Source organism: Chryseobacterium sp. JK1 (assembly GCF_050632815.1).
GTDB lineage: Bacteria > Bacteroidota > Bacteroidia > Flavobacteriales > Weeksellaceae > Chryseobacterium.
Genome location: NZ_JBODRU010000002.1, coordinates 476,466 through 501,414, shown reverse-complemented (window position 1 = coordinate 501,414; position 24,949 = coordinate 476,466). Strand labels below are relative to the sequence as shown.

At 37.3% G+C, this 24,949-nt stretch carries 23 protein-coding genes; 12 read left to right on the top strand and 11 right to left on the bottom strand.

The features are described 5' to 3' along the window. Positions 1 to 63 precede the first annotated feature (63 nt). Both ftsH and rsfS read right to left on the bottom strand, forming a co-directional pair. Positions 64 to 2,085 carry an ATP-dependent zinc metalloprotease FtsH gene (gene ftsH, locus ACQ76T_RS15280; protein ID WP_431344156.1) on the bottom strand — a complete coding sequence of 674 codons (2,022 nt, stop codon included), beginning with the start codon at positions 2,083 to 2,085 and terminating at the stop codon, positions 64 to 66. A gap of 20 nt (positions 2,086 to 2,105) precedes the next feature. After that, the gene (gene rsfS, locus ACQ76T_RS15275; RefSeq protein WP_422694404.1) at positions 2,106 to 2,471 is read right to left on the bottom strand and encodes a ribosome silencing factor; all 366 of its coding nucleotides are present in this window, start codon (positions 2,469 to 2,471) and stop codon (positions 2,106 to 2,108) included. 87 nt (positions 2,472 to 2,558) lie between these two features. Between rsfS and ACQ76T_RS15270 the strand changes: the two genes are divergently transcribed. Next, a complete protein-coding gene (locus tag ACQ76T_RS15270) occupies positions 2,559 to 3,275 on the top strand; it encodes a biotin--[acetyl-CoA-carboxylase] ligase (RefSeq protein ID WP_431344155.1) in 717 nt (238 codons plus the stop codon). Here the strand turns inward: ACQ76T_RS15270 and ACQ76T_RS15265 are convergent. The 4 genes from ACQ76T_RS15265 to ACQ76T_RS15250 all read right to left on the bottom strand — a co-directional run bounded on the left by ACQ76T_RS15265 (position 3,269) and on the right by ACQ76T_RS15250 (position 6,665). Further along, positions 3,269 to 4,381 (bottom strand): LptF/LptG family permease, encoded by a 1,113-nt coding sequence (locus tag ACQ76T_RS15265; RefSeq protein ID WP_431344154.1) that lies wholly within the window; start codon positions 4,379 to 4,381, stop codon positions 3,269 to 3,271. The genes ACQ76T_RS15270 and ACQ76T_RS15265 overlap by 7 nt on opposite strands. 7 nt (positions 4,382 to 4,388) lie before the next feature. Then, positions 4,389 to 5,519 (bottom strand): tRNA guanosine(34) transglycosylase Tgt, encoded by a 1,131-nt coding sequence (gene tgt / locus ACQ76T_RS15260; protein ID WP_431344153.1) that lies wholly within the window; start codon positions 5,517 to 5,519, stop codon positions 4,389 to 4,391. A gap of 64 nt (positions 5,520 to 5,583) precedes the next feature. Further along, positions 5,584 to 5,952, bottom strand: coding sequence for a DUF4296 domain-containing protein (locus ACQ76T_RS15255; RefSeq protein WP_431344152.1), 369 nt, complete (start codon positions 5,950 to 5,952; stop codon positions 5,584 to 5,586). Then, positions 5,949 to 6,665: a polyprenol monophosphomannose synthase gene (locus ACQ76T_RS15250; RefSeq protein ID WP_422694399.1), complete on the bottom strand. Its 717-nt coding sequence runs from the start codon at positions 6,663 to 6,665 to the stop codon at positions 5,949 to 5,951. Before ACQ76T_RS15250 ends, ACQ76T_RS15255 begins: the two co-directional genes overlap by 4 nt. A gap of 242 nt (positions 6,666 to 6,907) precedes the next feature. Here ACQ76T_RS15250 and ACQ76T_RS15245 point away from each other — a divergent pair, with 242 nt between their 5' ends. From ACQ76T_RS15245 to ACQ76T_RS15220, 6 genes are all read left to right on the top strand, one after another. Further along, positions 6,908 to 7,576: a DUF4271 domain-containing protein gene (locus tag ACQ76T_RS15245; protein ID WP_431344151.1), complete on the top strand. Its 669-nt coding sequence runs from the start codon at positions 6,908 to 6,910 to the stop codon at positions 7,574 to 7,576. Between the two features lie 12 nt (positions 7,577 to 7,588). Continuing rightward, the gene (locus ACQ76T_RS15240) at positions 7,589 to 8,329 is read left to right on the top strand and encodes a uroporphyrinogen-III synthase (protein ID WP_431344390.1); all 741 of its coding nucleotides are present in this window, start codon (positions 7,589 to 7,591) and stop codon (positions 8,327 to 8,329) included. 312 nt (positions 8,330 to 8,641) lie between these two features. Then, the gene (locus ACQ76T_RS15235; protein WP_431344150.1) at positions 8,642 to 10,687 is read left to right on the top strand and encodes a S9 family peptidase; all 2,046 of its coding nucleotides are present in this window, start codon (positions 8,642 to 8,644) and stop codon (positions 10,685 to 10,687) included. A 7-nt stretch (positions 10,688 to 10,694) separates the two neighbouring features. Beyond that, entirely contained in the window at positions 10,695 to 10,904 is a 210-nt protein-coding gene (locus ACQ76T_RS15230) for a four helix bundle protein (RefSeq protein WP_431344149.1), read from the top strand. Positions 10,905 to 10,935: 31 nt separating this feature from the next. Beyond that, positions 10,936 to 11,046: a hypothetical protein gene (locus tag ACQ76T_RS15225; protein ID WP_431344148.1), complete on the top strand. Its 111-nt coding sequence runs from the start codon at positions 10,936 to 10,938 to the stop codon at positions 11,044 to 11,046. A gap of 41 nt (positions 11,047 to 11,087) precedes the next feature. Then, a complete protein-coding gene (locus ACQ76T_RS15220; protein ID WP_431344147.1) occupies positions 11,088 to 11,426 on the top strand; it encodes a hypothetical protein in 339 nt (112 codons plus the stop codon). Between the two features lie 56 nt (positions 11,427 to 11,482). Here ACQ76T_RS15220 and ACQ76T_RS15215 read toward each other — a convergent pair whose 3' ends face one another. Beyond that, complete coding sequence (locus tag ACQ76T_RS15215) at positions 11,483 to 11,980, bottom strand: SRPBCC family protein (RefSeq protein WP_431344146.1); 498 nt, start codon at positions 11,978 to 11,980, stop codon at positions 11,483 to 11,485. Positions 11,981 to 12,181: 201 nt separating this feature from the next. Here ACQ76T_RS15215 and ACQ76T_RS15210 point away from each other — a divergent pair, with 201 nt between their 5' ends. From ACQ76T_RS15210 to ACQ76T_RS15190, 5 genes are all read left to right on the top strand, one after another. Next, a complete protein-coding gene (locus tag ACQ76T_RS15210; RefSeq protein ID WP_431344145.1) occupies positions 12,182 to 13,726 on the top strand; it encodes a sensor histidine kinase in 1,545 nt (514 codons plus the stop codon). A gap of 118 nt (positions 13,727 to 13,844) precedes the next feature. Further along, positions 13,845 to 14,531, top strand: a complete 687-nt coding sequence (locus ACQ76T_RS15205) for a response regulator transcription factor (RefSeq protein ID WP_002982671.1) — start codon at positions 13,845 to 13,847, stop codon at positions 14,529 to 14,531. A 72-nt stretch (positions 14,532 to 14,603) separates the two neighbouring features. Continuing rightward, positions 14,604 to 15,254 (top strand): hypothetical protein, encoded by a 651-nt coding sequence (locus ACQ76T_RS15200; RefSeq protein ID WP_431344144.1) that lies wholly within the window; start codon positions 14,604 to 14,606, stop codon positions 15,252 to 15,254. 19 nt (positions 15,255 to 15,273) lie between these two features. Next, positions 15,274 to 15,636 (top strand): hypothetical protein, encoded by a 363-nt coding sequence (locus ACQ76T_RS15195; protein WP_431344143.1) that lies wholly within the window; start codon positions 15,274 to 15,276, stop codon positions 15,634 to 15,636. A 68-nt stretch (positions 15,637 to 15,704) separates the two neighbouring features. Further along, positions 15,705 to 18,410, top strand: coding sequence for a TonB-dependent receptor domain-containing protein (locus ACQ76T_RS15190; RefSeq protein ID WP_431344142.1), 2,706 nt, complete (start codon positions 15,705 to 15,707; stop codon positions 18,408 to 18,410). Positions 18,411 to 18,672: 262 nt separating this feature from the next. Here the strand turns inward: ACQ76T_RS15190 and ACQ76T_RS15185 are convergent, their stop codons facing one another. The 4 genes from ACQ76T_RS15185 to ACQ76T_RS15170 form a co-directional block, all read right to left on the bottom strand. After that, positions 18,673 to 19,170 carry a phosphoheptose isomerase gene (locus ACQ76T_RS15185; protein ID WP_431344141.1) on the bottom strand — a complete coding sequence of 166 codons (498 nt, stop codon included), beginning with the start codon at positions 19,168 to 19,170 and terminating at the stop codon, positions 18,673 to 18,675. Between the two features lie 30 nt (positions 19,171 to 19,200). Beyond that, positions 19,201 to 21,483: a GH92 family glycosyl hydrolase gene (locus tag ACQ76T_RS15180; RefSeq protein ID WP_431344140.1), complete on the bottom strand. Its 2,283-nt coding sequence runs from the start codon at positions 21,481 to 21,483 to the stop codon at positions 19,201 to 19,203. Positions 21,484 to 21,499: 16 nt separating this feature from the next. Continuing rightward, positions 21,500 to 22,366 carry an ROK family protein gene (locus tag ACQ76T_RS15175; protein ID WP_431344139.1) on the bottom strand — a complete coding sequence of 289 codons (867 nt, stop codon included), beginning with the start codon at positions 22,364 to 22,366 and terminating at the stop codon, positions 21,500 to 21,502. A gap of 124 nt (positions 22,367 to 22,490) precedes the next feature. Beyond that, entirely contained in the window at positions 22,491 to 24,899 is a 2,409-nt protein-coding gene (locus ACQ76T_RS15170; RefSeq protein WP_431344138.1) for an endo-beta-N-acetylglucosaminidase H, read from the bottom strand. Between the last annotated feature and the right edge of the window lie 50 nt (positions 24,900 to 24,949).

Here is a 24,949-nt window from a genome sequence, read left to right as displayed (position 1 = left end):
AATATGAAAAAACCTGACAATTTTGAGGTTGTCAGGTTTTATAAATTCTATTTTTTAAGAGTATTAAAGCTGTGTCGGGCTTTCTGGAGCCTGTATTTCTCTTTCCTCTTCTTTCTCTTTGATCTGAGGGGTTTCCAATGCAATCTGCTGATCTTTTTCAGGGATTGTATTGGTAACAGGTTTCTCTGTCAATTCAGGATCCCATGCTCTTTTTCCGAAAATCTCTTCCAAATCTTCGCGGAAGATTACCTCTTTTTCTAAAAGTTTATTAGCTAAAGCATCAAGCTTATCTTTATTCTCAGTAAGAATTCTGATCGCTCTGTCGTATTGCTCGCTTACAAATCTCTTAATTTCATCATCAATGACCTCTGCTGTTTTCTCAGAATAAGGTTTTGAGAATGAATAATCCGACTGGCCTGAACTGTCATAGTAAGAAACGTGTCCTACCTTTTCGCTCAATCCATAAATCGTAACCATTGAATTCGCTTGCTTGTAAGCTCTTTCCAGGTCATTCTGTGCTCCTGTTGAGTAATCACCCAAAGCAACCTGTTCTGCTGCTCTTCCTCCTAAAAGTGAACACATTTCATCAAGCAACTGTTCAGTGGTTGTGATCTGTCTTTCTTCCGGAAGATACCAAGCTGCTCCTAAAGAGCGTCCTCTTGGTACAATGGTTACTTTCAATAATGGAGAAGCATGCTCTGTAAGCCATGAAACGGTAGCGTGACCAGCTTCGTGGAAGGCGATTCTTCTCTTTTCAGAAGGTTTGATGGCTTTATTTTTCTTTTCAAGGCCACCGATAATTCTGTCTACAGCATCAAGGAAGTCTTGCTTCACTACAAATTCGTGGCTGTTTCTTGCTGCAATAAGTGCTGCTTCGTTACATAAGTTAGCGATATCTGCACCACTGAAACCTGGGGTTTGTTTTGCTAAGAAGTCTCTGTCTACACTGTCATCAAGCTTGATTTTCTTTAAGTGAACATCAAGAATCTGTCTTCTTTCGTGTAATTCCGGAAGATCTACATAGATAGAACGGTCAAAACGTCCTGCTCTCATTAACGCTTTATCAAGGATATCTGCTCTGTTGGTAGCAGCCATTACGATCACGTTTGTATCTGTTCCGAAACCATCCATTTCAGTAAGAAGCTGGTTCAGAGTATTTTCTCTTTCGTCGTTTCCGCCTGAGAAATTATTTTTTCCTCTTGCACGTCCGATGGCGTCAATCTCGTCTATAAAGATAATGGCCGGAGATTTAGCTTTTGCCTGAGCAAAAAGGTCTCTTACTCTGGAAGCTCCTACCCCAACAAACATTTCTACGAAATCCGAACCTGAAAGTGAGAAGAACGGTACTTTAGCTTCGCCAGCAACCGCTTTTGCCAATAAGGTTTTACCGGTTCCCGGAGGACCTACTAAAAGTACTCCTTTAGGGATTTTACCTCCCAGTTTGGTATACTTTTCTGAATTTTTCAGGAAATCAACTACTTCCTGTACTTCTTCTTTAGCACCTTCTAATCCTGCAACATCTTTAAATGTTACCTGAATTCTTTCTTTTTCATCGAAAAGCTTCGCTTTAGATTTTCCGATAGAGAAGATTTGTCCGCCAGGACCTCCGCCACCACCCATCTTTCTGAAAAGAAGGAAATAGAACAGTCCCAGAATGGCAATCCAGATCAACGCAGATACTAAAATATCTGTGAACGGACTCTTGCCTGTTCCGTAATCTTTTGTTGTTTTAATAGCCGGATTGGAAGCTTTTGTCTGATCAAATTTTTGAAGGAAAAGCTGAAGATCTCCATATTTTACAGTAAAATCTGCTTTAGGAGCCATATCCAAGGCTGAAAGAGGGTTGTTTTCTTTGGAAGTTTTAGCAACAGTAGCCGCTTTTGCTTCTTTGGTAAGGAAAACATCTGCTTTCTCTATGTCTTTGTATATAATTATATTCTGGACTTTCCCCGCCTGCATTTCTCTAAAGAAACCATCTTCATCAATAGATTTTGCTGCTTCACCTCCAAGGAAATTGGAAGCGAAAAATAGCAAAAGAGCTACGATTACAATAGGAAAGAACCAGTTGAATCCTTTATTATTCATTTATACTTTTTAAAATTTTATTATTCATTTTCAATTCTGGTGATGACAGCGTCACCCCAAAGCTCTTCTATATCGTAGTACTCACGTACATCTTTTTGGAATATATGAACCACCACGGAAACGTAATCTACCAATACCCACATTGCGTTTTCGGTACCTTCTACGTGCCAAGGTCTGTCTTTCAAATCGTTTCTCACTTTCTTCTCTACACTTCCTGCTAATGCAGCTACCTGTGTATTGGAGTTTCCACTGCATATTACGAACGTTTCCGCTACGGAATTTTCGATGTTGGAAAGATCAAAGATCATGATATCTTCTCCTTTTACATCTTGAAGTGCTTCAACGATTTTATCTGTTAGTGCTTGTTTTTCTGCTGTTTTATTCATTAAAAAAATACTATAATCTGCAAATTTATTGTTTTTTCTTTACTTTAACCTTACTTTTACTCCCTTAATGTCTTAAAGTTTTCTTAAATGAGCCAACTCTTCTACTTGAAAGAATGTTCTTCTACTAATGACGAAATATCAAAGTTTTTACTTTACGAAAATTCAAATTTTATTGGATTGCATACTTTTAATCAAACTAAAGGGCGTGGTCAGTATGGAAATGTATGGACTCAGACTGCCGAAAAAAATCTGGCGTATACGCTGGCAGTGAATACTCAAAACATTCTGTGCTCTGACTTTATATTCAATTATTATACCGCAATTATTGTCAGGGATTTCCTTGCCATATTGGCTGATTCTGAGGTAAAAATTAAATGGCCGAATGATATCATCCTTAAAGGTAAAAAAATAGTGGGAATATTAATAGAAAAGAAAAAAATTAATCTCAATAATTATTTCATAATAGGCACCGGAATCAACATTCTTCAGGAAAAATTTGATGAAATATCCAATGCAGGATCACTCCTGACCCAAACAGGTCGAGTTTTTGATCTGGAAGACTTCGCGTTTAACTTTCATACGTATATGTCCGAAAAATTGAAAAACATCCCTTCCGATAAGGAAATTCTGGCCATGTTCAATCAAAACCTTTTCCGCAAAGATGAGATTTCAGTTTTTGAAATTGGAAAAGAGCGACAAAATGGCATCATTCGAAATGCAGACGAAAAAGGACAAGTCTGGATAGAACTGGAAAACGACGGATTGCGCTCTTTTTATCACAAGGAAATAAAGCTCCTTTACTGATTGGCTCTTTTGATATAAAGATAAAGGGTAAGCGGTAAAAACACAAGGTTTGGAAGCCACATTGCCAGAGCCGGAGACAAACTTTTATTTTCGGACACAACTTTTAATGCTTCAAAAGAAAACACGAAAATGAAGGCCAGAGAGATTCCTATCGCAAGGTTGATCCCAAGTCCTCCCCTTTTCTTTTGGGAAGATAATGAAAGTGCCAAGAATGTCAGAATGATAATAGAAACAGGCATTGAAGTTCTCTGATGAAGCTCGTTAAGATAAGAATTCAAATTACTGTTTCCTCTTGCTTTTTCTCTCTCAATAAATTTTAAAAGTTCCGGTGTAGTTTTATTCTGTCCCAGAAGCTCATTAGGGAAAAGTTCTTCCGGCGAGTGACCGTAGTTTTTTCTAAGTTCCATTCCGTTATTAATCTTCTCGGAATTGTCTTTATTGATTGTTTTTTCGAAAAAGTTATTTAAAACGAACTGTTTTTTTTCTTTATCCCAATATACATCACCTGCTTTAAGCTCGTATACCATTCTTCTGTCTTTATCAAACTTCTGATAAACAAAGCTGGAACCTCTTTTTTCTCTTTTATTCCAGGAATCCACAAAAATGTATTCCGTCTTACTAAGCTGCGAAGAGGCAGGAGCTGTTCCTAAAATCTTTTCTTTATTGGCTGCATTATAGGTATAAGCTTCGAGTTCGTTCTTCTTGATATTAGCCCATGGAAGCACCATATGATAGACCAAAAGGGACATTACTGCTATTAAAATAGAAGTATACAAATAAGGTTTTGAAAATCTGTGAAAGCTTGCTCCACTACTGATGATGGCTACAATTTCGGTATTGTTTGCCATTCGGGATGTAAAATAAATCACCGAGATAAAGACCAGAATAGAAAGGAAAGTCACCACAAGGTTGACAATCCAGAAAGGATAAAAATGAATCAGGAAATACACCAAGTCAAGCTTTGGGTCAATAGCCTTTGCATTTTCTATCCTTGGAATTTTCTGCTGAACATCAATAACGAGCACGACTATAGACAAGAGTACAAGCATGAAACTGAAAGTTCCAAGGTACTTTTTAATGATATATTTGTCTACAATTTTAAGCATAATTTTCTTACAGTCTTTGTCTAAGAACCGGTACTACAGAATTCTTCCACTCATAGAAATCTCCTGCAAGGATGTGCTCTCTTGCTACTTTTACCAAATCAAGATAAAAGGCAAGGTTATGGATTGAAGCAATCTGTTTTGCCAGATATTCTTTAGATACAAACAGGTGACGAAGATACGCTTTTGAATATTCACGATCTACGAAACTGGTTCCAAATTCATCCAAAGGCGAAAAGTCGCGCTTCCATTTTTCATTTTTAAGGTTCATTACCCCCTGCCATGTGAAAAGCATTGCGTTTCTTGCATTTCGGGTAGGCATTACACAATCCATCATATCAATTCCCAGACCGATAGATTCCAGGATATTCCATGGAGTACCAACCCCCATCAGGTATCTTGGTTTTTCTTTTGGCAGAATATCTGTTACTTCATCTGTAATTCTGTACATTTCTTCTTCCGGTTCTCCTACCGAAAGTCCTCCGATAGCATTTCCTTCAGCACCTGCTTCAGAGATCACTTCTGCAGAAATTTTTCTTAAATCTGAATAGGTTGATCCCTGAACAATAGGGAAAAGCCTTTGTTTATGACCGTATAATTCTGGGTTTTCGTTTGTCCAGTCGATACATCTTTTTAGCCAACGGTGAGTAAGTTCCATTGATGACTTTGCCTGGTTATAATCACACGGATATGGGGTACATTCGTCGAAAGCCATAAAAATATCGGCACCGATCTGTCTTTGAATTTCCATTGATCTCTCCGGGGAGAACATGTGATAGCTTCCGTCGATGTGAGATTTGAATCTTGCTCCTTCCTCGGTCATTTTTCTGTTGCTAGCCAAAGAAAAAACCTGAAAGCCTCCTGAATCTGTAAGAATAGGAAGGTCCCAGTTCATGAATTTGTGCAACCCACCTGCATCCTGCATTGTTTCCATTCCGGGACGAAGGTAAAGATGATAGGTATTTCCCAGAATAATCTGAGCTTTAATGTCTTCTTTTAATTCTCTCTGATGAACTGTTTTTACGCTTGCTACAGTTCCTACAGGCATAAAGATGGGCGTTTGAATTTTCCCGTGATCTGTAGTTAACTCCCCTGCTCTTGCTTTTCCTTCAGAGGTTTTTTCTATATTAAAAAATTTCATTTGTCAACATTTTTTAAGTCACCGTTTCACTGGTGATTTGTGTAAAATAAAGTCTACAGCCCGTTTACCTAACTACTGGAGCCATATTTCCGTTCTGTTTCAGTTTTTCTTTTACATATTTATCCGCTTTGGGATCTTTCTTTAACAATATTTCCTCGGCATCATTGGCTATGCCATCCATTTTTTCTTTAATCACATAATATTTAAAACTTTCAACAAAGTCATCCGGTTTTACATTATGGGATTTAAGGACGAATCTTGTACCCGCTTCCAAATTTTTATTCGGATACATAAAAATCGCCTGATCATTGATGGCCAAATCGGCTATGATGGCAGCCATTTTATCTTCATCTACAAGATTTTTAGGCTTATCTATAAAATCACTGCATGAAAACAGCCCCAGCAAAACGAAAATGAAGATCAGTTTTTTCATAATCTATTGATGATGGATTTCCATTTTAAATTTAAAACACCAAATACCGCTTCATGAATGATGCCACCATTCATTTTGCTTTCTCCTAAAATTCTGTTGGTAAAGATGATGGGAACTTCTACAATTTTGAAATTCTTTTTATACGCTCTGAATTTCATTTCAATCTGAAATCCGTAGCCTTTCAGTCTTACATTATCCAGACCAATTTCTTCCAGCACTTTTCGTGAAAAACAGACAAATCCTGCTGTAGTGTCATGAATAGGCAGTCCTAAAACAGATCTTACATATTTGGAAGCAAAATAGGATAAGAGAACTCTTCCCATTGGCCAGTTGACAACATTCACTCCCTTTGAATAGCGAGATCCAATAGCCATGTCGGCATTCAGGCAGGCTTCGTAGAGCTTGGGAAGATCATTAGGATTGTGGGAGAAATCGGCATCCATTTCAAAAATATAATCATAATTGTTTTCGATGGCCCATTTGAAACCATGAATGTATGCTTTTCCCAGCCCGTCCTTTGTATGTCTTACCGACAGATGCAGGTAATGAGGGTGTCTTCTCTGTAAATCTTTTACCAATTCTGCAGTTCCGTCCGGAGAAGAATCATCCACTACTAATACATGAAAGTCATCCTCCAATGCAAAAACCGCGGAAATAATATTTTCAATATTTTCCTTTTCGTTATACGTTGGGATAATGACGAGTTTTTTCATTTCAGTTTGCAAAGATAGTTTATTTAACCTTTTTATTTTATACAAAATAATCTATAATTTTGCAAAAAATATTTCTCACGGATTAAGCGAATGAAACAGAAACTTTTATTCCACGAATCTGAATCGTAAGCGAAATTAACGGGAGCATATATTTAAAGCAATAATTTTCATAGATGAGGCGTTAAGAAAATGTATGCCAAGCTGTGAATTTTGGAATTAAATAAAAATTAAAAAAATAAATTTTGCCGTCATCACAAAACTTCATCAATCATGTAAGAATACCTGAGAATAATGACTGGGTAATCTTTATACTCGTAGGCTGTATATTTTTATATGTTTTTATGATGAACATTATAGAAAGGGATGCCAGTCTTAAGGATTTTCTGCTTCAGAAATATTTTGATGCGAGCAACAATCTTCCGAGCTGGATTATAACATCCTGCGTGATAACCCTTACGCTCTCGGTGTTAATTTCACAGTATATTCCTATTGTTCCTAAATATATTGCCGACCTGCAGGTTTTGGGATATCAGCTGAATAAGTTTGGTTATACTTTTATTACAGTACTGCTTTTTTATATGACAAGGTCTACTTTAGGCTTTTTATTTTATCAAAGTATAGGGGACGGAAAAAGATGGACCATTTTTTATTTTACCTCTACCAAATTTTATTTTATTCTTTCTTTTTTGATGATAATTCTGTGTGTAGCCCATTATTATTTTCCAATCGATAAGAATAGAATGTTTCTATATTATTTCCTGTTCTTTGCTTTTGTGTTTATTTTCAAAGTTTTTTTCTATTTATTTCACAAGAACAAGATTCTTCCTGAGAAATGGTATTATAAATTTTTGTATATTTGCACCCTCCAAATCGCACCATTGTTATTGCTTTGGAAGTTGTTATTTTATTAATAAATGTCAATGATGAGAATAAAGTCTATATTGGTTTCTCAACCAGCGCCTAGTGAATCTTCTCCATATTTGGATATAGCGAAGAAGGAAAAAATAAAGATTGATTTCCGCCCATTTATCCACGTCGAGGGGGTTGACAACAAAGAACTCAGAACACAAAAAATAGATCTGACACAGTATACCGGTATTATATTTACCAGTAAGAATGCGATCGACCATTACTTCAGACTTGCAGAAGAGCTGCGTTTTGCGGTTCCTGATACAATGAGATACATCTGCCAGTCGGAAGCAATTGCCAATTATCTTCAAAAACACATTGTGTACAGAAAAAGAAAGATCAGCTTTGGAGAGAAAAACTTTGCAGACCTGCTTCCTCTTTTCAAAAAATTCCCTTCTGAAAAGTATCTGTTGCCATCTTCAGATGTATTAAGCCCGGATATTGTAAAAACCCTTGATACTTCTAATGTAGAGTGGACAAGAGCGATCATGTACCGCACAGTATGCAGTGATCTTACAGATATCAATGTAAAAGATTATGATATGCTAATCTTCTTTAGCCCACAAGGAATCAAATCTTTACAACAGAACTTCCCGGACTTCAAGCAGGATGAAACAAAGATCGGTGTTTTTGGAAATACCACTTTAGCAGCCGCAGAAGAAGCTGGATTAAAAGTAGATCTAATGGCCCCAACAAAGGAAACTCCTTCTATGACAATGGCCCTTGAAAAATATATTAAGGCTCTTCACAAGTAATCCTTACTACCAACATTTGAAAACCACCTCTCCAATAAAGAAGGTGGTTTTTTTATGTATAAAAATTGATAGAATCGAGCTTGAATTCATCGATCAAAGATATACAGATTAAACTCATTATAACTCGATTCCCCTCCAATTCCATCATGAGTAAAAACAGTAAAACAGTAAAAAATAATTCTTTCATTCAATATTACGTACAAAGGCTACCAAAAATTTAACAGCCTTTCTTATATTTGAACAAGAATTAACAATGAATACAACGACACTGTAGAATATCAATATACAGTACGTAAAAAATTAAAATATAGGATGAAAGCTCCACAGGCAAAAAAAATAGAAAAAATATTAGAAACTCACGGTGACAGAAGAATTGACAACTACTTTTGGCTCAACGAAAGAGAAAATCCCGAAGTCATCAAGTATCTTGAAGAAGAAAATGCTTATGAGGAATTCATCATGAAAGACACTGAAGCTCTTCAGGAAGACCTTTTTGAAGAGATGAAAGCCCGTTACAAAAAAGATGACGAATCTCTTCCTTATATATTCAACGAATACTGGTACATCGTACGATATGAAGAAGGTAAAGAATATCCTATCTTCTGCAGAAAATACAAAAGCCTGGATAACGAGGAAGAAATTGTTCTTGATGTAAATATTTTAGCTGAAGGTGAAAACTTTTTTGAAGTAGGAAGTGTTGCCGTAAGCCCTAGTAACGAATTGGCTTCTTTTTCTTCCGATAACATAGGAAGAAGAATCTACACGTTGAACTTTAAAAATTTAAAGACTGGAGAAATTCTTTCAGACAGCATTCCCAATACAACAGGAAAAGCAGTTTGGGCCAATGACAACCAACACGTATTCTATATCAGAAAAGATAAAAGTCTGCGTGCTTTTCAGGTATACAGGCACCAGCTAGGGACAGATTCTTCTGAAGATGTTCTGATCTTTCATGAAGAAGACGAAACCTTCGATGTGAATGTTTTTAAAACAAAATCTCTACAGTATATTTTCATTGCCAGCTCCAGTACTATTTCTGATGAACACCGTTTCATCCCATCCGACAATGTATTTGCAGACTGGACCATTATACAGCCAAGAATTGATGATCTTGAATATTCAGTAGAACATTATAAAGATGAATTCTATATTATCACCAATGCCGATGACGCCACAAACTTTAAAATCGTAAAAACAAAGATCAGCAATTGCGGAATGGAAAACTGGACAGACGTTATTCCTCACCGTTCTGAAGTTTTGTTGGAAGGTTTTGAAATTTTCAAAGATTATCTGGTACTTGAAGAAAGAGAAAGAGGATTGCTTCAAATTAAAATTATTGATGAAAAAACTCAGGAGTCTCACTATCTGCCGTTTTCAGATCCTACGTATACCAGCTATATTGGAATCAACCTTGAATTTGACACCGAAGTGTTGCGCTACGGCTATACTTCTTTAACACAGCCAAGTTCGACTTACGAATATAATATGAAAGAAAAAACGACCCAACTTCTGAAACAACAGGAAGTACTGGGCGGAAAATTCTTTGCTGAAAATTATATTTCTGAAAGAATATGGGCAGATTCCAGAGATGGAGAAACTAAAATTCCAATTTCTCTGGTTTATCATAAAGACACCAAAAAATCAGCAGATACTCCCCTTCTCTTATATGGATATGGAAGCTATGGCCATACCGTAGATGCCAGTTTCTCTAACGTAAGATTATCAATTCTGGACAGAGGATTCATCTATGCTATTGCTCACATCCGCGGAGGAGAATACCTGGGTAGAGAATGGTATGAAGAGGGAAAAATGCTGTTTAAGAAAAATACCTTCTTCGACTTTATTGATGCCGGAAAATACTTGATAAAAGAAAACTATACTTCATCTGCTCATATGTACGCCATGGGAGGCAGTGCAGGAGGTCTTCTTGTAGGGGCAGTAGTGAACTATGAACCTCAGTTATTCAATGGAATTGTTGCACAGGTACCTTTCGTAGACGTTGTTACCACCATGCTGGATGATACTATTCCTTTAACTACCGGAGAATATGATGAATGGGGAAATCCTAATGATGAAGAATATTATCATTATATGAAAGACTATTCTCCTTATGATAATGTAGAAGCTAAAGAGTATCCACATATGCTGATCACTACAGGGTTCCACGACTCTCAGGTGCAGTATTGGGAACCTGCAAAATGGACAGCCAGACTAAGAGAGTTGAAAACAGACAACAATATTTTGGTATTCAAAACAGATATGAGCTCCGGGCATGGAGGGGCCAGCGGAAGATTTGAATCCTTAAAAGAAGATGCATTGGAATATGCCTTCCTGTTAAAGATCAACGGTAATTCATAAATGATAAATGATGGATAGCCCGGATTATAATACAATTTTTGCTTTTAAAACAAAGCAGCTAGCCATCATGATCATTAAAGAATTTTCTAAAATTCCACATAATGAAGCCTTTTCTGTGATCAGAAAACAAATATTCCGGTCTTCTACTTCTATGGCTGCTAATTATAGAGCTATATGCAGAGCAAGATCAAAAGCTGAACGGTTTTCTAAAGATTGAAGAAACTGATGAAACGTTGTTTTGGCTTGAAATGTTAGAGGAACTGGAATATGTTCAAAAAGAAATTATTGCAGATATAAAAACAAAAACTGAAGAAATACTGAAAGTAACTTCTTCCTATAGAAAAATGCTAAAGAACTAACTTTATCATTGATCAACTATCATTTATCATTTAAATATATTATGAACGAGTCCGAATATTGGAAAAAAATAGAACAGTTTTTTGAAGACAACTTCCAGACGGAAAAAAATCCACCTGTTGAAACCTTATTATTTCTCATAGGGCTGCGGGAACTGGGAAGTGGTCAACAGAAATACACAAAAGACGATAAAGTGAATCTTATTCACATTGCTGTTTGCAGGCTGATGGAGCCTTTTGGATATTATAAATTCTCTCACTATGAAGACGGATGGCCTCAGTTTGAAAAGCTGGAAGACCTTCCGGAATTAAAGCCTAATGAACAGGCTTTGCTCATGAAGAAGGCTATTATTCAATACTTTCAGGAAGAAGAATTACTATAAAAACAAAGCTTGGATATTTTCCAAGCTTTTTATATTTCAATCCTACAGGTCTGATTTTACTTTTTATACACCTTCAAAACATCTTCCAGCTGAGTAAGCCCTATGGTAAAACCACCTTCAAAACCCATATCAAACATTTTCTTCATAATTTCCTGGGACTGATAATGAATATTAACCGTTACTTTTGTTCCTTCTTCCACTCCCGTAAAGCCAATCAGCCATTTTGATTGCGGTGCATCTTCGTCGATATTTCCGTTCTCATCGCAGAAGGCACTCATCCAGTCGATACTTCTATGCTGAATGATTTCACCATATTTCGAACGGGAGTAGGCTTTTTCACCATTTGGGCCTACCATAGCATACAGCCAGACTCCATTTTCTTTAAAATCCTGGTTTATGGTTTCGCATCGCCACGGTTTGGGCCCCCACCATTGGTCCAGTAGTTCGGATCGGGTAAAACTATCCCATACTTTTGAAACATCGGCATCATAAATTTTCATGACATACGTACTCTTCGAGTCAAAATCTTTGTTGAAAATGATATTAGATTCCATAAGTAATTATTTTCAATAAAGTTACCTTTTTTATTTATAGAAAGGACTTTTCGTATGACAAGTAAAATATAATTCATAAATAATTGTTAAAAAACACTCTTTTAAGAGAAAAAAAACAATTTTTTGGCTCGTTTTTTGTTTATGTAGTCTTAAAACAATTAATTTTAACATTCATCTTTCCAAAACATATACAATTAAATAATGAATAACAAATTCATCCCAATAATTTCAGTGTTTATGACGATCTCACTGATTGTCTTTGTGACGCTCCAATTTTATTGGTTGAAAGGCTATTACGGTGTACTGGAACAGGATTTTTCAAATAAAGTATATGCTGTTTTGGAAAGTACTTCAAAAAGTATTGAAGAAATTGAAGCCGACAAATATCTGAATAAAGACATTAAAGACTTCAGAAAGAATATTATTGCCAATAGTAAGCAACCTTCTTTAACCACGATTCAGCAGGTAGAAGATTCCGGAACTCAAAGACAGATCATCTATTCTAAAAATATTATTTCAAATACACAGCTTCCTATCTCTAAAAAAGGAGACTCTGTAAAGCTGACAACGCTTTATACGGATGAAGCAGCCTATAAAATAAAAAGAGACACCACCAATCGTGAACTGCTGACTACGGATCTCAATCAGGATATTGAAACAGGAGATTATTCTATGAAGGAATTTGTAAAAGTATATGGCAAAAACCTTCCTATCACCAAAAGAGTTGATCCTAAAGCTCTTGACTCTGTGATTACCAAAGAATTGAAAATAAGAGGAATCACGGCAACATTTGGTTACGGAGTTTTAGATAATAACAGTAAGCTGACCAGCATTGCTAATAAAGCCTATAAAGAGAAAAAAGACAGCAATACCTATAGTTATCCTCTTTTTACAGATAAAAAAAATACGCTTTACAGCCTTGCTTTAGTCTTCCCGAAAAAAGAATATGCACTGGCAATGAACAACTGGCCAATGCTTTTAGGTACCTTCCTTTCTCTTCTTACCATACTGGGAATTTACATTATCTCCATCAATTATATGATGAGGCAGAAAAAACTTGCTGAAGTAAAAACCGACTTCATCAACAATATGTCTCATGAATTCAAAACACCTTTAGCGACAATTTCTGTAGCAACAGATTCTTTGGCTAATGATAAGATTGCAACCAACCCGGATAAAGTAAAATATTATTCAGAACTGATTAAACAGGAGAATCTGAGGATGAAAAAGCAGGTGGAAAATGTTCTCAACATGTCTAAGCTTGAACGAAATGAAGTAGAACTTTTCTTAAAAGAGACCAATGTAAGAGAGCTCATTAAAAGAACAACAGAATCTTTCAATCTGATTGTGGAACAGAGAAAAGGATCTCTTACCCAGCAGTTCAATGCGACTCATTATAACTTTAAAATAGATGAGTTCCATATCTCGAATATGCTGGTAAACCTTCTGGACAATGCTAATAAATATTCACCGGAAGCACCTGAAATTCATGTAGAAACAAGAAATGAAGGTTCTTTGTACGTCATTGAAATTTCAGATAAAGGAATGGGAATGGAAACTCAGAATAAAACCAAGATTTTCGAAAAATTCTTCAGAGAAGAAACCGGAAATATACATAACGTAAAAGGACAAGGGCTGGGACTTTCTTACGTTAAAAAAATTGTGGAACTCCACAAAGGAGAGATTATTGTAGACTCTCACAAAGGAAAAGGAAGCAAGTTTACAATCAAACTGCCAATGGCATAATTAATAATGGAATATCTATTCCTAAGGACAATATCATAAAGGGGAAACCAAATATCAAAATATAGAAGATAGAGTGAAAACGTTCATTCTTAACAGTAATCATTAATTAGTAAAAGTTATGAGCAACAGAATATTATTAGTAGAGGACGATCAGAGTTTTGGGGCGGTGCTTAAAGATTATTTGACAATCAATAATTTTGAAGTAACTCTTGCCACTGATGGAGAGCAGGGACTTAAAGAATTTACAGAAAATGAATTCGACATCTGCATTTTTGATGTAATGATGCCTAAAAAAGATGGGTTTTCATTAGCTGAAGACGTAAAAAAGATTGATAAAAATACACCTATCATTTTCCTTACGGCAAGAAACATGAGAGAAGATATTTTGAAAGGATACCAACTGGGAGCGGATGACTATATCACAAAACCTTTTGATACCGAACTTCTTTTATATAAAATAAAAGCTATTCTTCAGAGAAGTTCTACACTGGAAAATGAAGAGCAGGAGCAGTTCAAGATTAGCAATATCTTCTTTGATTCTATGCTTAGACAGCTGAAAGTAGGTGACAAAGAATACAAGCTTTCTCCTAAAGAAAACGAATTGCTTAAACTTCTTTGCATCCACAGAAACGACTTCATGCCAAGAGATCTTGCTTTAAGAAAAATCTGGAAAAAAGAAAATTACTTCACCGCAAGAAGTATGGACGTATATATTGCCAAGCTTCGTAAATTGTTGAAAGACGACGAAGGATTGGAAATTATCAACGTTCACGGGGAAGGATTTAGACTTTTAGTAAAAAATTAGTCTGAAAATCAAATTATAAATATAAAATTAGCAAAACAATTGAAAATGTTTTGCTAATTTTGTTTCATACCCATGGATATGAAGAATACATTTATTGGTTTGATCACCGTATCACTATTAGCAACATCTTGTAAAAAAGATGAAAGAGCAACTTATTTAAAAGAAGAAGCAGGCGTTACCCAGCCCAATGTAGCTTTAAACAGCACTTCTAAAACAGCATTAATGGAGCAGGCTGGAATTCAGTCTAATCCCAACCCTACTCCTATGGCTACCGCGCCAGGCATGAATCCTCCTCACGGACAGCCCGGTCACCGATGCGATATTCCTGTAGGACAACCTCTAAACAGCCAGCCAGCCAATAATACGGCTCCTGCCCCTCAGAGCATTAATGTGGGAGGAGGAACCAATACCATTCAGATTGATCCTAATTCAGTATCACCTGGTAAAATTGCAATCGACAACAATGGCAAACAGGTAAAAACAGCTCCGGGGATGAATCCTCCTCACGGGCAACCGGGACACCGATGTGATATTCCTGTAGGACAACCGCTCAACAGCAAACCAGCACCGGCACCACAACCCGCTCAAAATGCAGTTCAGGTAACCCCACCTCCGGCTCCAGCATCACAAAACATTGCAATGGGTGAAAAACCCAAAGCAAATCCGGCACATGGAGAGCCTTGGCATAACTGCTCGGTAAAAGTTGGTGATCCATTGCCATAAATTTCTTATTTTTGCAGATATGAAGCTGTTTCACATACTTGCAATAGTGTTTTGCTTAGGAGTCTTTCTGATTCCTAAGGATAACTTCTATGCGCAGGCTATGCAGGAAACATGTTGTAAAGCAGAATCTTCCAAGAAGAGTGACTGTTGTAAAAACCACTCTTCTCAAAAAAACAAAACCCAGGACAAGACCAAATCATGCAAAGATGATTGCTGCTCGTCATGTGTTGCCTGCTACACATTCATAGAAACTCCTTTTTCAAAAAATCTCCATTTGGAACTGTCTTATTACAAAGCGAATAAGAATCCTCAGTTTCATTATTCAGATCCTTATCTTTCAGACCGTTTAAAGGAAATCTGGCAACCGCCCAAGATAGGTTAATTAAATATTATGTGTTCATTACACTCTGTAATGGACTGTTTTTTAATTAATTTAAACTTTTAAGCAAAATGAAATTATATATTTCCAGGTTATTACTTGGTACCCTATTCTTATTTACACAATTCGTATCGGCTCAAACTCTTTCAAAAAATCAGTTCAAAGTAAAAGGGAACTGTGAAATGTGCAAAACCAGAATTGAGAGCGCAGCCAAAAAAGCAGGTGCAAAAACAGCCGTTTATTCTATAGATCTTCAAACATTGACGATAGAAACTGATAAAGTATCTCCAGACGATGTTTTGAAAAAAGTGGCTGAAGCAGGTCACGATAACGAAAAATTCAAAACTTCCGATGCAACTTATGAAGGACTTCCGGGATGTTGCCATTACGACAGAGATCAACAGCCTTCTCAGGCAGATGCACATCATGAACATCATATAAGCGCTAATACTTCTGTTAAAAAAGACAATGAATTTTATGTAAGAGGTAACTGCGCTTCATGCAAAGCCAGAATTGAAAGCACAGCCAAAAAAGCAGGAGCAGATCTTGCAGAATGGGATGCAGAAAAGCAAACCGTTACTCTAAACTTTGATCCATCCAAAACCTCATCAGATAAGATTCTAAAGGCGATTGCTGATGCAGGTCATGATAATGAAAAGTACAAAGCTTCAGATGCGGTTTACAATGGTTTGCCAAGCTGTTGTTTGTATGACAGAGATTTTACTTTTGGAGAACCTAATCCAAAGGTACATTATGAAGAAGGGGCAAAGCATGATGACCATACAAACCACGAGGCGGCAGCGGCAAAAGAAGATCATTCTCAACACGAAAAAAGCATTGATGGTGTTGTGGTAACAGGTTCTAAGGCCGCTACAGCGTTAAGCAAGAAAGAAACAGGACTTGTCTTTAATATTGATAAAAAAGAACTGTTAAAAGCTGCTTGCTGTAATCTGTCTGAAAGTTTTGAGACCAATGCCACTGTAGATGTGTCCTTCAGCAATGCTGTTACTGGGACAAAGCAGCTTAAAATGCTGGGTCTGGATCAGAAATATACCAGTTTAACGAAAGAACAATTGCCTGAAATCAGAGGATTGGCTTCTGCCTACGGATTAAATTTTATTCCGGGAAGATGGATTGAGAGTATTCAGCTTACAAAAGGAGGAAGTACTGTGACAAACGGTTATGAAAGTATCACAGGACAAATCAATACTGAGTTATTGAAAAACGCAAAAACTCCAGAAACGTCTTTGAATCTTTTTTCAGATTTTAATGGAAGAGCAGAAATAAATATTACCAATGTTTCTCCTATCAACGATAAATGGTCGCAGACTTTTCTTCTTCACGGAAACGGAACTTTCGGAAATACGGATATGAACAAAGACGGTTTCTTAGACAGACCGAAAGGGAGCCAAATCAATGCTGCTTATTTGCTTAATTATAATGACCTTGAAAAATCAGGGTTCGGTTCTCACTTTGGAATCAATTTTATCCGTGATGAAAGAACTGCAGGGCAGATTGGATTTGATAAAAAACTTCCTCAGGATAAGCAGCCTCTTTACGGTGTTGGAATTGATATTTCAAGATTTCAGGTATGGAATAAGACAGGATATGTTTTTAAAGGAAAACCTTACCAAAGTATCGGTTGGATGAACCAATATGTGTATCATCAGCAGGACAGCTTTTTTGGGCTTAGAAATTATAACGGACAGCAGCAAACGTATTATTCCAATTTGATCTTCGAAAGCATCATCGGGAATACCAACAACAAGTACAAGGCTGGTGCGAGCTTCTTATATGACGGTTATAAAGAAACCTATTTAACGGACGATATGAGAAGAAACGAAATTGTACCTGGAATTTTCGCTGAATATACTTTAACAGGTTTAAAATATACTTTAGTAGCAGGAACCAGAGTGGATTTTCATAATCTGGCAGGAACTCAGTTTACACCGAGGCTTAATTTCAAGTATGATTTCACGCCTCAGACCATCTTAAGACTTTCTGCGGGAAGAGGTTTCAGAACAGCGAATGTGTTTGCAGAAAGCCAGCAGTATTTTGCTTCCAACAGAGCGATCAATATTTTACCTAATGGAGGAAATATTTATGGTTTAAGACCGGAAATTGCATGGAACTACGGAGCGAGTTTACAACAGGAGTTCAAATTATTCGGAAGAAAATCCAGCGTTATTGCCGACTTCTTCAGAACAGATTTCCAGGATCAGGTATTGGTAGATTTAGATAAGTCTCCACATCAGATCACATTCTATAATCTGGACGGAAAATCCTTCGCGAATTCATTCCAGACCCAATGGGATTTCATGCCTGTTAAAAACCTTGAAGTAAGACTGGCCTACAAATATTACGATGTACAGGCGGATTATATCGGTGGAAGAAGAGAGGTTCCTTTCATGGCAAAACACAGAGGATTTGTGAATCTGGCTTATTCAACCAATAAGAGTGACAAAGGAGCATTCTGGAGCTTTGATACTACTTTGAACTGGGTAGGCAAGCAGAGGCTTCCAGATACTTCAAGCAACCCTGCAGAATTTCAGCTTCCGACCTATTCTGAGTCTTACGCGGTGCTTAATGCTCAAATCTCAAGAAATTTCAATAAAAAGATCAGAGCGTATGTTGGAGGTGAAAACCTGACTTCGTACTATCAGAAAAACGCGATCGTAGATTTTAAGAATCCTTTCGGAAATTATTTTGATGGCGGAATGGTATATGCCCCTATTATGAAGGCTAATTTCTATGTGGGACTGGATGTAACCTTTTAAAAGCGGGAAGCTGAAGGAATGAATCTGGAAGCACCCACAACCAAGTAAAGTTTTTATCTTCTTGAAGATAAAATCTGAATACACAAAACCTTATAGGTCTCGGAGACCTATAAGGTTTATTTTTGGGCATCAGCCTGTAAGTTCAGCATGAGTTATAGAAGAAAACGATGAATTTTTAACAACCTCCATTAAGTCCCATCTTCCAGACTCAGGCTTCATTACCCAATAAGAAATCCGCTTCAAATGAAGCGGATTTTGTTATTTATCTTCCAAAGTCATCCTGTACTCTTACGATATCATCTTCGTCTGAAGGGTTGGATGCATCTGTATGTTGCCAAATCTCAGCTACAATTCCCCAGCCTGTAAGACCAATTAATCTGTGTCTTTCTCCCTGCTGAAGTTTCACCTGATCTTTAGGGCCATACTCTCCTAATTCACCTTCTTCATCTGTATTGCTTCTTTTGATTCCTACTGTACCTTCCACAACTTGCCAAATCTCAGCTCTTCTGTGGTGATACTGCCAGCTTAATCTTGCTTCCGGAGCAACGATAAGAATTTTGGGGCTTAGTTTCCCTCCTATTCTCAAATTATCTACATCAATACCATCGAAATATTGGTTGGCAAAATCCTGTGCCTGGTTTTCATCTATTACAAAAAAACCTCCCCATGGTCTTGTATCATCTTTTGCTGCGATGTTAAAACCTTGTGTCTGCAGCATTTTCTCTACTCTCTCGAATATTTCTTTTTTTTCTGTACTCATACAGCTTGATATTTATTTTTAATTAAAAAATTATTTGCTTGATTCTTCTTTTGACATTGAATAGGGAAAATCTTTTTCCTGTGTCCCTCTTTCTTTGTTGGGTTTATTATCCATTTTAAAATCTAAAACAGCTCCGTTCATCAATTCTTTATGGCTCAACCAATTTTTGGAATAAGGCTGTTGATTTACATTTAATGATTTTACATATAAATTATCAGCTGTGTTTTCAGGTGCTTTTATTTCAATTTTCTTACCATTTTCGAGATGAATGGTAGCTTCTTTAAACAATGGCGCTCCTAAAACATACTGATCTGTTGCCGGCGTCACCGGATAAAACCCAAGAGCTGAGAAAATATACCATGCAGAAGTCTGTCCGTTATCTTCATCACCACAATATCCATCAGGAGTAGCATGATACAATTTGTTCATGACCTGTCTTGCCCAGTATTGCGTTTTGTAAGGTGCTCCTGCATAGTTGTACAGGTAAATCATGTGTTGGATAGGCTGGTTTCCGTGAGCATACTGTCCCATATTCATGATCTGCATTTCTCTGATCTCGTGGATCACTCCTCCGTAATAGCTGTCATCAAATACCGGAGGTAAAGAGAATACCTCATCCAATTTGGCTTCAAATTTCTTTTTTCCACCCATCAGTTCTGCAAGACCGTCAATATCCTGAAAAACCGACCATGTGTAATGCCAGCTGTTTCCTTCAGTGAAAGCATCTCCCCATTTGAAAGGATTGAAAGGTTTCTGGAAATTACCGTCTTTATTTTTACCACGCATTAACCCCGTTTCTTTATCAAACAGATTTTTATAATTGTAGGCTCTCTTTTTATAGATATCAATCTCTGAAGCTGGCTTTCCTAATGCTTTTCCTAATTGGTAAATTGAGAAATCATCATAAGCATATTCTAATGTCCTTGCTGCATTTTCATTGATCTTTACATCGTAAGGAACGTAGCCTAATGTATTGTAATATTCTACTCCTGCACGGCCTACCGCTTCTATAGGACCAGCATTGTTTGCGCCATGTTTTACTGCCTGCCAAAGCGCTTCCGTATCATATCCGCGAAGCCCTTTTATATAAGCATCCGCTACTACTGATGCGGAATTGTTTCCAATCATAATATTAGAATATCCCGGGCTGCTCCATTCTGGTAAGAATCCTCCTTCTTTATAAGCATTGGCCAAACCTTCCTGCATTTCGACATTGATACTTGGATAAACAAGATTCAGGAAAGGATACAAAGCGCGGAACGTATCCCAAAAACCTGTTCCCGCAAACATTCTTCCGTCAACAATTTTTCCGTTGTAAGGGCTCCAGTGTTTTATTTTGTTCTGAGCATCTACTTCATATAATTTTTGTGGGAAGAACAACGTTCTGTATAAAGAAGAATAAAAGGTTCTCATCTGTTGATCTGTTCCTCCTTTTACTTCTATTTTTCCTAAAGTTTTATTCCAGATATTTTTAGCATCAGTTTTTACCTGTTCAAAGTTTTTGGTTCCGATTTCTCTCTTAAGATTTAGTTCCGCCTGTTCAAAGCTGATGAAAGAAGAGGCTACTTTGGCGTAAACCGTTTCTTTATTTTTAAGTTTAAATCCTACGACAGCCCCTGTATGATCACTGGTAATTTCTAACTGATCGTTTACCAATTTATCATCTTTCCAGGTTTTTGTCAGTTCAAAATCTTTATCAAACTGAATGACAAAGTAGTTTTTAAAGTTCTCATATTTCCCGGTAGAATATCTTGTTGTATAGCCCAGAATTTTTCTTTCTTTTGGTAAAATCTTAATGTAAGAACCTTTGTTCAAGGCATCAATAACTACGTACGCACTGTCTGTTTTTGGAAAATCGAATTTGAAAAAAGAGGCTCTTTCTGTTGGAGTAAATTCTGTAGTGACGTTGATGTCTGCCAGATATACGCTATAGAAATAAGGGGTCGTCACCTCAGCTTTATGACTGAACCAGCTTGCCCTGTCTTCTTCTTTAAATTTCAATTTTCCCACTCCCGGCATGATGGAAAATGCACCATAGTCATTCATCCACGGAGAAGGCTGGTGCGTTTGTTTAAATCCTTTTATTTTATCGGCATCGTAGGTATATGCCCATCCGTCTCCCATTTTTCCGGTTTGAGGAGTCCAGATATTCATTCCCCATGGAAGTCCGACTGCCGGGTAGGTATTTCCGTTGGACAATGAGGGTTTGGATTGCGTCCCCATCAAAGGATTCACATAATCTACGGGAGATACATTCTGACCAAAGGCCCAGGCCTGTAATAAAAGTAAGCAGGTAGAAAATATAAACTTCATTGTATCGTTTCGTTTGTTAATTTATATAAGCTTTTTTTAGTGCATAGCTGGCCGCTCCCAGAATGGCGGCATCTTCAAATATGGCAGAAATTTTAACCTGCAAGTTAATATTATTCTTTGTTAAATTCTGAATAAATCTCGACTCAAAATAAGGATAAGCTTTTGCAATATTTCCTCCTATCACCAGTGCTTCGGGGGTATAATGATCAACATATTTCACAATAAATTCAGAGAAATAATCTGCATATTCGTCGAATATCTGTTTCTGAATAGCTTCCGGTTTATCCAGTAAATCTTTGGTTCCTGAAATGTCTTCTCCTGTAAGCTCTTTATAACGGTTCACAAACCATCGGGTTGCCAAATAATCTTCAGCGATAGAGTTTTTAAAAGGAGAATCCCATAAATCTTCATCAGTAGCCAGTTCTCCGTTGAAGAACGTGGTTCCCAATCCTGTTCCCAGCGTCACCCCAAAAACCTTTTTAAAATCCTGTGCGCACCCACCAAACACTTCTCCTTCCATAAAGGCAGCAGCATCATTTACAAAGTGGATCTGATCCTGAGAAACAGCCAATCTTTTTGCTAATTCTTCTTTAATGTTTATTTCATAAATATCAATAAATTTTCCCTGCTGCATCAGCGATATTCCGTTTTCGTAATCAAACGGCCCCGGCATTGCAATTCCTATTAAAAGATCTTCTTTTACAAGATCATGGGCAACTTTTTCTATGGCTGAAACCCATGCAGCGAAAATAACCTCTCTGTTATCAAAAGAATTTACATGCTCCCTTACATACGTTGAAGAAATGATCTCACGTTTCTCAGGATCTACCTGCGCCAGTGTGATATGAGAACCTCCAATATCGATTCCTACTATATTCTGCATTATTTTATATTTTAAATTCAAGCTATTCTGTGTGACTGAAAAAACAGACCAACAGGAACTGATAGCCTGCCTGTCTGTTTTGTATCTCAGTCTTTATTATTTTCAGATCAATTGTATCTGAGTTTTATTTCACAATGATTTTACCGGATGATACCACCTTATTGCCAGAAGCTGTGATTCTGTAAATATAAGTACCACTGATTAAATCCTGTGTATTCATCACATTATTATTTTGATTAATATCCTGTTTCTTCAATAGTTTTCCTGAAACATCGAAAATCGCCACCTCCGCTGTAGAGCTACCAGTAATCGTAAAGTGAATATCACTTCCTCTTTTTACAGGGTTTGGATAAGCGGCATTGCTTTCTTTAGAAGTTTCAATGTCTTTTACAGATAAAGAAGCTGTACAAGGAACATCTGTTTTCCAGTTGGCATCCGTCATACTTACCAGCGTTGCGAAGTGAGTGTTTGCAGTAGCATCTAAAGCACCATTTCCACTTCCTTCATCCATTTTCCAGTTGGCTTCAAGACCTGTGGAGTTAGCAGGAACATTACAGCTGTTGCTTAGGATTTCCTGTGGCGTTAACGCTTTTTTCCATACTCTGAATTCATCCAGGAAACCGTTGATTGTACGGGAATTGTCGTAGTTTCTTCCCAGATAAAGGATCCCATTGGCTGTAAAGTTACCTGTAACCGGAGCACTGGCATCAAGGGTACCATTCACGTACAGTTTCATGGCAGCTCCATCATAAGTTGCTGCAATATGATACCATGTATTGGTATTAAATGTGGCATTGGTATTAAGTTTCACCTGTGAAGATCCAAAACTCAGAATAAACTGAAGTTTATTATTCGCCAGATTTCCGTCTCCAAATCTAAGCATGGCAGAATTATTATCTCCTACTTCGATACCCATCACTGATGAAATGTAAGGGAATCCTGTTTTAAAAGCATTTACTTTCACCCAACCTTCAAAGGTCATCGCATTTCCACTCAGATTAAATTGCCCTGCATTAAGATAATTGGTGCTTCCGTTAAAAGAAAGTGATCTTGGGCCAGGACTGGCCACCGGTGCAAAACCACTGTTGAATGTTCCTTCTCCGGAATAGGTACTTGTAGTACCTCCATTACAGGCTGCCTGTACTTTCCATACATAATTGGTATTGGGAGTCAGGTTTTGTAATGCGTATGTATTCGTGGTGATGTTCTGAATTTCAGACCATACTGTAGCTGCCGTCGTTTTGTACTGCAATGTATATGAAGATGCAGCACCGGCATCCCATGATACCTGGGCTGTACTACCAAGATAACTTCCGGAAGTGAGTCCTGAAGGCGTGGCACATCCGTTTCCGGAGTTGAATCTTGGAGCAAAAATATATGTACTTGTTAATGTCGGTGAGCAATTGGATTGTATTCTCCAGTCATAATCTGTATTCAGGGTTAGGTTATTCACCATAATATTGTTTCCTGAATAATTGTTGGCTACGTTGGTCCAGACTGTTGAATTGGCAGGTTTATAATCGATATTATAAGATTGAGAAGCATTAGAAGTCCAGTTCAGTGTAGCGGAAGTTCCTGTTACGTTTGAAACATCAAGACCTAAAGGCGGATCACAGGTTTGCCCCTGAGACCAGGAATAAAGCTGCCCGCTTAAAGTCGTATTTTCGTTGTAGAGAATATTGGAACCTGTACTCAGATAGTTGGCTACGTTGGTTCCTCCTAAATCATACCACATAAATACTCCATAGCCGTCATTTTTTGAACTCGTTGCTAGATTGGCCAATGTTGCAGCAGATGTAGAGCTGGAATTCGAATTTTGAATCCATGTTGCAGCCGCTGAAATTTTGGTTTTATCCAATGGGGGAACAACAGGTGCATTGTAAGTACTGTACATAGCGTTCCAGGTATAGTTGATATAATTTCCTGCCAGATCTCCGTTGTAAGTCTGTCTGGTGGTAGCTGGTCCATAGTAATAGAATGTGATCAGTTTATCCGGCATCGCCGCTTTCAATTCCTGTAAAAGCATTACGAAAGAGCTGTTATTAGGCTGTCCTGTTCCATTATTTCCATATCCTGCGTATTCATCATCAAGATCTACACCATCCAAACCGTAGGTGTAGACGGTGTTTGCAACCTGTAAAGCAAAATCTTTAGCCGCTTCACGATTGGGAAAATTCGAAATTCCCGCTCCCTGGTGATTTCCCAAAAGATCCAGCAATACTTTAATCCCTTTCTGCTGTAAAGGTTTTACATAGGTATTGACATCATTCAGTACTTTGGTAACGTTATTGTTATTCGAAATATATGCTCTGCTTTTCGAAACATCGTAATTAATATTAGCTGCGAAAATAATCGCCACATCAAAAAGCTGTCTGTTGGTATTTTGTAAAGTGTAAGAACCTGCATTCAGCGGATTGTTGTTGTTTACTTCCACATAACATATTCCTAAAGGATTAAGCTGTTGTGCTTTGAGCAATGGAGCTGTCTGAAGCATCAGAGCCATCAAAGGAATAAAAAAGGATTTTTTTCTCATAGTATATCAATTTTATAGTTGGAAAAGCCATTGGGACAGAGCTCAATGAC

Bases quoted from the DNA above. Each gene is read 5' to 3' on its own strand.
- ftsH (WP_431344156.1), bottom strand. From the start codon at position 2,085: ATGAATAATAAAGGATTCAACTGGTTCTTTCCTATTGTAATCGTAGCT.
- rsfS (WP_422694404.1), bottom strand. From the start codon at position 2,471: ATGAATAAAACAGCAGAAAAACAAGCACTAACAGATAAAATCGTTGAA.
- ACQ76T_RS15270 (WP_431344155.1), top strand. From the start codon at position 2,559: ATGAGCCAACTCTTCTACTTGAAAGAATGTTCTTCTACTAATGACGAA.
- ACQ76T_RS15265 (WP_431344154.1), bottom strand. From the start codon at position 4,381: ATGCTTAAAATTGTAGACAAATATATCATTAAAAAGTACCTTGGAACT.
- tgt (WP_431344153.1), bottom strand. From the start codon at position 5,519: ATGAAATTTTTTAATATAGAAAAAACCTCTGAAGGAAAAGCAAGAGCA.
- ACQ76T_RS15255 (WP_431344152.1), bottom strand. From the start codon at position 5,952: ATGAAAAAACTGATCTTCATTTTCGTTTTGCTGGGGCTGTTTTCATGC.
- ACQ76T_RS15250 (WP_422694399.1), bottom strand. From the start codon at position 6,665: ATGAAAAAACTCGTCATTATCCCAACGTATAACGAAAAGGAAAATATT.
- ACQ76T_RS15240 (WP_431344390.1), top strand. From the start codon at position 7,589: ATGAGAATAAAGTCTATATTGGTTTCTCAACCAGCGCCTAGTGAATCT.
- ACQ76T_RS15235 (WP_431344150.1), top strand. From the start codon at position 8,642: ATGAAAGCTCCACAGGCAAAAAAAATAGAAAAAATATTAGAAACTCAC.
- ACQ76T_RS15230 (WP_431344149.1), top strand. From the start codon at position 10,695: ATGATGGATAGCCCGGATTATAATACAATTTTTGCTTTTAAAACAAAG.
- ACQ76T_RS15225 (WP_431344148.1), top strand. From the start codon at position 10,936: ATGTTAGAGGAACTGGAATATGTTCAAAAAGAAATTATTGCAGATATA.
- ACQ76T_RS15220 (WP_431344147.1), top strand. From the start codon at position 11,088: ATGAACGAGTCCGAATATTGGAAAAAAATAGAACAGTTTTTTGAAGAC.
- ACQ76T_RS15215 (WP_431344146.1), bottom strand. From the start codon at position 11,980: ATGGAATCTAATATCATTTTCAACAAAGATTTTGACTCGAAGAGTACG.
- ACQ76T_RS15210 (WP_431344145.1), top strand. From the start codon at position 12,182: ATGAATAACAAATTCATCCCAATAATTTCAGTGTTTATGACGATCTCA.
- ACQ76T_RS15205 (WP_002982671.1), top strand. From the start codon at position 13,845: ATGAGCAACAGAATATTATTAGTAGAGGACGATCAGAGTTTTGGGGCG.
- ACQ76T_RS15200 (WP_431344144.1), top strand. From the start codon at position 14,604: ATGGATATGAAGAATACATTTATTGGTTTGATCACCGTATCACTATTA.
- ACQ76T_RS15195 (WP_431344143.1), top strand. From the start codon at position 15,274: ATGAAGCTGTTTCACATACTTGCAATAGTGTTTTGCTTAGGAGTCTTT.
- ACQ76T_RS15190 (WP_431344142.1), top strand. From the start codon at position 15,705: ATGAAATTATATATTTCCAGGTTATTACTTGGTACCCTATTCTTATTT.
- ACQ76T_RS15185 (WP_431344141.1), bottom strand. From the start codon at position 19,170: ATGAGTACAGAAAAAAAAGAAATATTCGAGAGAGTAGAGAAAATGCTG.
- ACQ76T_RS15180 (WP_431344140.1), bottom strand. From the start codon at position 21,483: ATGAAGTTTATATTTTCTACCTGCTTACTTTTATTACAGGCCTGGGCC.
- ACQ76T_RS15175 (WP_431344139.1), bottom strand. From the start codon at position 22,366: ATGCAGAATATAGTAGGAATCGATATTGGAGGTTCTCATATCACACTG.
- ACQ76T_RS15170 (WP_431344138.1), bottom strand. From the start codon at position 24,899: ATGAGAAAAAAATCCTTTTTTATTCCTTTGATGGCTCTGATGCTTCAG.